Genomic DNA, 4,384 nt, shown 5'->3' with positions numbered 1-4,384 from the left:
GGCGAGATGACGTTTTCCGCGAAGGCGTCGAGATCGGTCAGCGGGACCGTGTCGCTGACCAGCGACATCAGAAGGATCGGCGCGTCGGCCGGATTGACCTTGCGATAGCTCGGTGGCGAGGTCATTTCCGGCGGCAGCGATCTTTGCGTTCGCGCGATCGCCGCCTGCACGTCGGCGGCGGCGGCATCGATGTCGCGGTTCAGCACGAACTGGATGGCGATCGAGGTCTGGCCGAGCGAATTGGTGGTCGAGATCGAATCGATGCCGGCGATCGTCGCGAATTGCTTGATCAGCGGCGTCGCCACCGATGTCGCCATCGTCTCCGGCGACGCGCCGGGCAGGCTGGCCGAAACATTGACCACCGGAAACTCGGCGCTCGGCAGAGCCGCCACCGGCAGGAACTTATAGGCAAAGATACCGCCCAGAATGAGGGCGAACGACATCAGCAGCGTGGCGACGGGCCTGCGAATGCAGAATTCGGAGATCATTGGGCAGCCCCGTCGGCCTTGTCTGCCTCCGCGACCTTGGCCTGGTCACCGGATCCGGCGGTCTTGCCTTCGTGCACCGCCGCGCCGTCTTTCAACCGTGTCTGGCCCTCGACGACGACCTTCTCGCCGCTCTTGAGACCATCACTGATGGCGCTGTACTGGCCCTCCGTCAGCGCCACCTGCACCGGACGCATCTCCACGGTGTTGTCCGGCTTGACGACATAGACGAAGGGCCCCTTCTGGCTGGGCTGCACCGCGACCGTCGGCACCGAGGTCATGTGCGGCATCGTGCCGGCATCGAGCACCACATTCACATATTGCCCCGGCCACAGCGAAAGATCCGGGTTGGGTATGCTCGCCCGCGTGGCGATGGTGCCGGAAGCGGTATCGACGCCGGAATCGACGAAGTCGAGCGTGCCCTTGCCGATGGGCGTGGGGTCACCGTCCTTGGTCAGCGTCACGTTGCCTTGCTGCGGGTCGGCGAGCGCCTTGTGCAAGAGGGCGAGGTTGCTTTCCGGCAGCGTGAAATTCACCTGCAGCGGGTCCATCTGCGTGATGGTGACCAGCGGCGTCGAATTGCTTGAGCTGCCATTGCTGGTGGTGACGAGATCGCCGACCGACACGTTGACGGCGCCGAGCCGGCCCGAGATCGGCGCCGTGATGGTCGCGTAGCTCAATTGCACGGTATCGGCGTCCATCGTCGCCTTGTCGGCATCGATGGTCGCGGCCGCGGCTTTCTGCGCCGCCAGCGCCTGGTCGTAGGTCTGCTGCGTGCCGGCCTGCTTGGCGACAAGGTCCTTGGCGCGCTGCAGGTCGGCCTGGGCGCTCACCAGCATCGCCTGGTCCTTGGCGAGCGTCGCCTGATCCTTGGCGAGTTGCGCCTTCAGCGCGCGATCATCGAGCGAAATGAGCAGATCGCCGGCCTTGACCATCTGCCCGTCCTTGACCGCGATCGACACGATCTGGCTGGAAACACGGGCATTGATGTTGACCACCTCCGGTGACGAGACGAAGCCGATGGCATAGCGCCGGATCGGGAAATCGGCGGTGGTCGCGACGGCGGAGACGATCGAGGCCGAACGCGGACCGCCGCCTTTCGCATTGTCGCCTTTCGCATTGTCCGGGGCGCCGGCCGTCTTGTCGCCGCTCGCCGTCTTGTCGCTCGCGTCAGCCTGCTTGCCCGAAATCAGCTGCTGGACCCAGGCCAGCGTTGTGGGCGAATAATAGAGCCCCGCGGCCGCCAGACAGGCGACCGCAACAACTGCAAAGGCAATTTTTCCGCGCATCGACAAACAAGCCCTCTACCCGACACGCCGATCCCGGTGGTCCATCCTAGCTCGATCCACGGTCGTTCGCCGCGAATTTCGCCGAATAGATAGGACACGGCTTTGGCGGAAAAGGGCCAAAACGCGGCATTACGAAGATTTAATGTGCAGTGCACAATGGTTAGGCAGCCGGGTAACAGGGGATCCGACCGGGCTGTCCACCGATCCGAAAGGCCGCCAAGATGGACGACTGCCGGGCCAGAGAAACGATTGAAGCGGTGCGAGCGATGTCTGCCTTGCTTACATCCCCTGCGGGCCGCGGTTCATCGCCGCGACGCCGGTGCGGCAGATCTCGACCAGGCCAAGCGGCTTCATGATGGCGATGAACTGGTCGAGCTTGGAGCCCTTGCCGGTGATCTCGAAGATGAAATGCTCGGTGTTGGCGTCGATGACCGAGGCGCGGAAGGCGTCCGCAAGCCGAAGCGCCTCGACGCGGGCGTCGCCCGTGCCGGCGACCTTGACCAGCGCGAGTTCGCGCTCCAGCGGCCGCTCCTGTCCCAGCTCATGCGAGCGCACGGTCAGGTCCACCACCCGGTGCACCGGCACGATGCGCTCGAGCTGATGCTTGATCTGCTCCATCACATGCGGCGTGCCGCGCGTCACGATGGTGATGCGCGACAGATGCTTCTCGTGCTCGGTCTCGGAAACGGTAAGGCTTTCGATGTTGTAGCCGCGGCCCGAGAAAAGGCCGATGACGCGGGCGAGAACGCCCGGTTCGTTGTCGACCAGGACGGAAAGCGTATGGGTTTCCGGCTTCTCGGTTTCCTTGGCGATGAAATAAGCCGAACCGGTCGGCTGGAGCTGTGCGTTCATGACATGAATCTCTATTTCAGACTTTTGAGCTAATTCTCAGTTTGCGCACGGCTTTCTCGCGACAGCCCCGCCTTTGTGGCTAGTGTTATGGATGGAGCATGATGTTGCCCGAAATCCGCTTCTCACTTTTCGGCATCATGCTCTAAACCAGTTCCCTGCCCTTGGCGTCGATGGCGTTGGCCACCGCCTCGTCGGTCGCCTCGTCGGGCAGAAGCATCTCGTTATGCGCCTTGCCCGAAGGGATCATCGGGAAGCAGTTGGCCAAGGTCGCCACGCGGCAGTCGAACAGAACCGGCTTCTTCACCGAGATCATCTCGCGGATCGCGTCGTCGAGCTCGTCCGGCTTGTCGCAACGAATGCCGTGGCCGCCATAGGCCTCCGCCAGCTTGACGAAGTCCGGCATCGCCTCGGTGTAGGAATGCGACAGCCGGTTGCCATGCAGCAGCTGCTGCCACTGGCGCACCATGCCCATATACTGGTTGTTGAGGATGAAGATCTTGATCGGCGCCTCATACTGCACCGCCGAACTCATCTCCTGCATGGTCATCTGCACCGAGGCGTCGCCCGCGATATCGATAACCAGCGCATCCGGATGCGCGATCTGCACGCCGAGCGCCGCCGGCAGGCCATAGCCCATCGTGCCCAGGCCGCCCGACGTCATCCAGCGGTTCGGCTTGTCGAAATGATAATGCTGCGCCGCCCACATCTGGTGCTGGCCGACCTCGGTGGTGATGTAGGTGTCCATGTCCTTGGTCAGCGCATAGAGCCGCTGGATTGCATATTGCGGCATGATGACGTCGCTGTTCATCTTGTAGGCCAGCGAATCCCGCGCGCGCCATTTCGCGATCTGCTCCCACCACGGATAGAGCGCCTTCTTGTCTGTCTTGGCGGTCGCCCGCCACAGCCGCACCAGATCCTCTAACACACGGCCGACATCGCCGATGATCGGCACGTCAGTGTGGACGTTCTTGTTGATCGAGGACGGATCGATATCGATGTGGATCTTCTTCGAGTTCGGCGAGAACGCGTTGAGGCGGCCAGTGATGCGGTCATCGAAGCGCGCGCCGATGCAGATCATCACGTCGCAATCATGCATTGCCATGTTGGCTTCGTAGGTGCCGTGCATGCCGAGCATGCCGACCCAGTTCTTGCCCGATGCCGGATAGGCGCCGAGACCCATCAGCGTCGAGGTGATCGGGAAGCCGGTGAGGTCGACCAGCTCGCGCAGCAGATGGCTGGCCTCCGGGCCGGAATTGATGACGCCGCCGCCCGAATAGATGATCGGCTTCTTCGCTCCGGCCATCAGCTCGACGGCAGCCTTCACCTTTTCCAGGTCGCCCTGGACTTTCGGCTGGTAGCTGGTGCGCGGCGCCGTCTGCGGCGGCACGTAGATGCCCTTGGCGAACTGCACGTCCTTCGGGATGTCGACCACGACCGGGCCGGGCCTGCCTGTCGTCGCGACATGGAAGGCTTCATGGATGGTGGCGGCTAGATCGTTGACGTCCTTCACCAGCCAGTTGTGCTTGGTGCAGGGCCGCGTGATGCCCACCGTGTCGCATTCCTGGAAGGCGTCGGAGCCGATCAGCGAGGTCGGCACCTGGCCGGTGAGACAGACCAGCGGGATGGAATCCATCAGCGCGTCCTGCAGCGGCGTCACCGCATTGGTGGCGCCGGCCACGCGGCCGAGGGCTATGCGCGCTCGACCGGTAAGGCCGGCGTGCTCCTGGTGACGTCCGGCCCCGGCGCCACCAATGCGGT

Annotated in this window: 3 protein-coding genes and 2 pseudogenes; 1 reads left to right on the top strand and 4 read right to left on the bottom strand. The window is 63.5% G+C overall.

What is annotated here, in order from left to right; translation table 11 throughout:
- The 4 genes and pseudogenes from EOA28_RS26280 to EOA28_RS26265 form a co-directional block, all read right to left on the bottom strand.
- Window positions 1-488 (bottom strand): efflux RND transporter permease subunit (locus tag EOA28_RS26280; RefSeq protein ID WP_148670859.1); only part of this gene is annotated, 488 nt, incomplete at its 3' end.
- On the bottom strand, window positions 485-1,774 hold the full coding sequence (locus EOA28_RS26275) for an efflux RND transporter periplasmic adaptor subunit (protein ID WP_127251573.1): 1,290 nt from the start codon (window positions 1,772-1,774) through the stop codon (window positions 485-487). The genes EOA28_RS26275 and EOA28_RS26280, both read right to left, overlap by 4 nt.
- A gap of 279 nt (window positions 1,775-2,053) precedes the next feature.
- Complete coding sequence (ilvN, locus tag EOA28_RS26270; protein ID WP_042644054.1) at window positions 2,054-2,626, bottom strand: acetolactate synthase small subunit; 573 nt, start codon at window positions 2,624-2,626, stop codon at window positions 2,054-2,056.
- A 142-nt stretch (window positions 2,627-2,768) separates the two neighbouring features.
- A pseudogene (locus EOA28_RS26265) lies at window positions 2,769-4,352 on the bottom strand (acetolactate synthase 3 large subunit); the annotation flags it as partial.
- On the opposite strand from EOA28_RS26265, the pseudogene EOA28_RS41170 reads away from it, so the two are divergent.
- Window positions 4,334-4,384 (top strand): annotated as a pseudogene (locus tag EOA28_RS41170) (hypothetical protein); the annotation flags it as partial. The pseudogenes EOA28_RS26265 and EOA28_RS41170 sit on opposite strands and share 19 nt — an antisense overlap.

This window comes from Mesorhizobium sp. M2A.F.Ca.ET.067.02.1.1, assembly GCF_004023285.1.
Lineage (GTDB): Bacteria > Pseudomonadota > Alphaproteobacteria > Rhizobiales > Rhizobiaceae > Mesorhizobium.
This window is presented reverse-complemented; position numbering and strand designations above follow the sequence as displayed.

Excerpts from the sequence above, each read along its gene's own strand:
- EOA28_RS26275 (WP_127251573.1), bottom strand. The coding sequence starts at position 1,774 with ATGCGCGGAAAAATTGCCTTTGCAGTTGTTGCGGTCGCCTGTCTGGCG.
- ilvN (WP_042644054.1), bottom strand. The coding sequence starts at position 2,626 with ATGAACGCACAGCTCCAGCCGACCGGTTCGGCTTATTTCATCGCCAAG.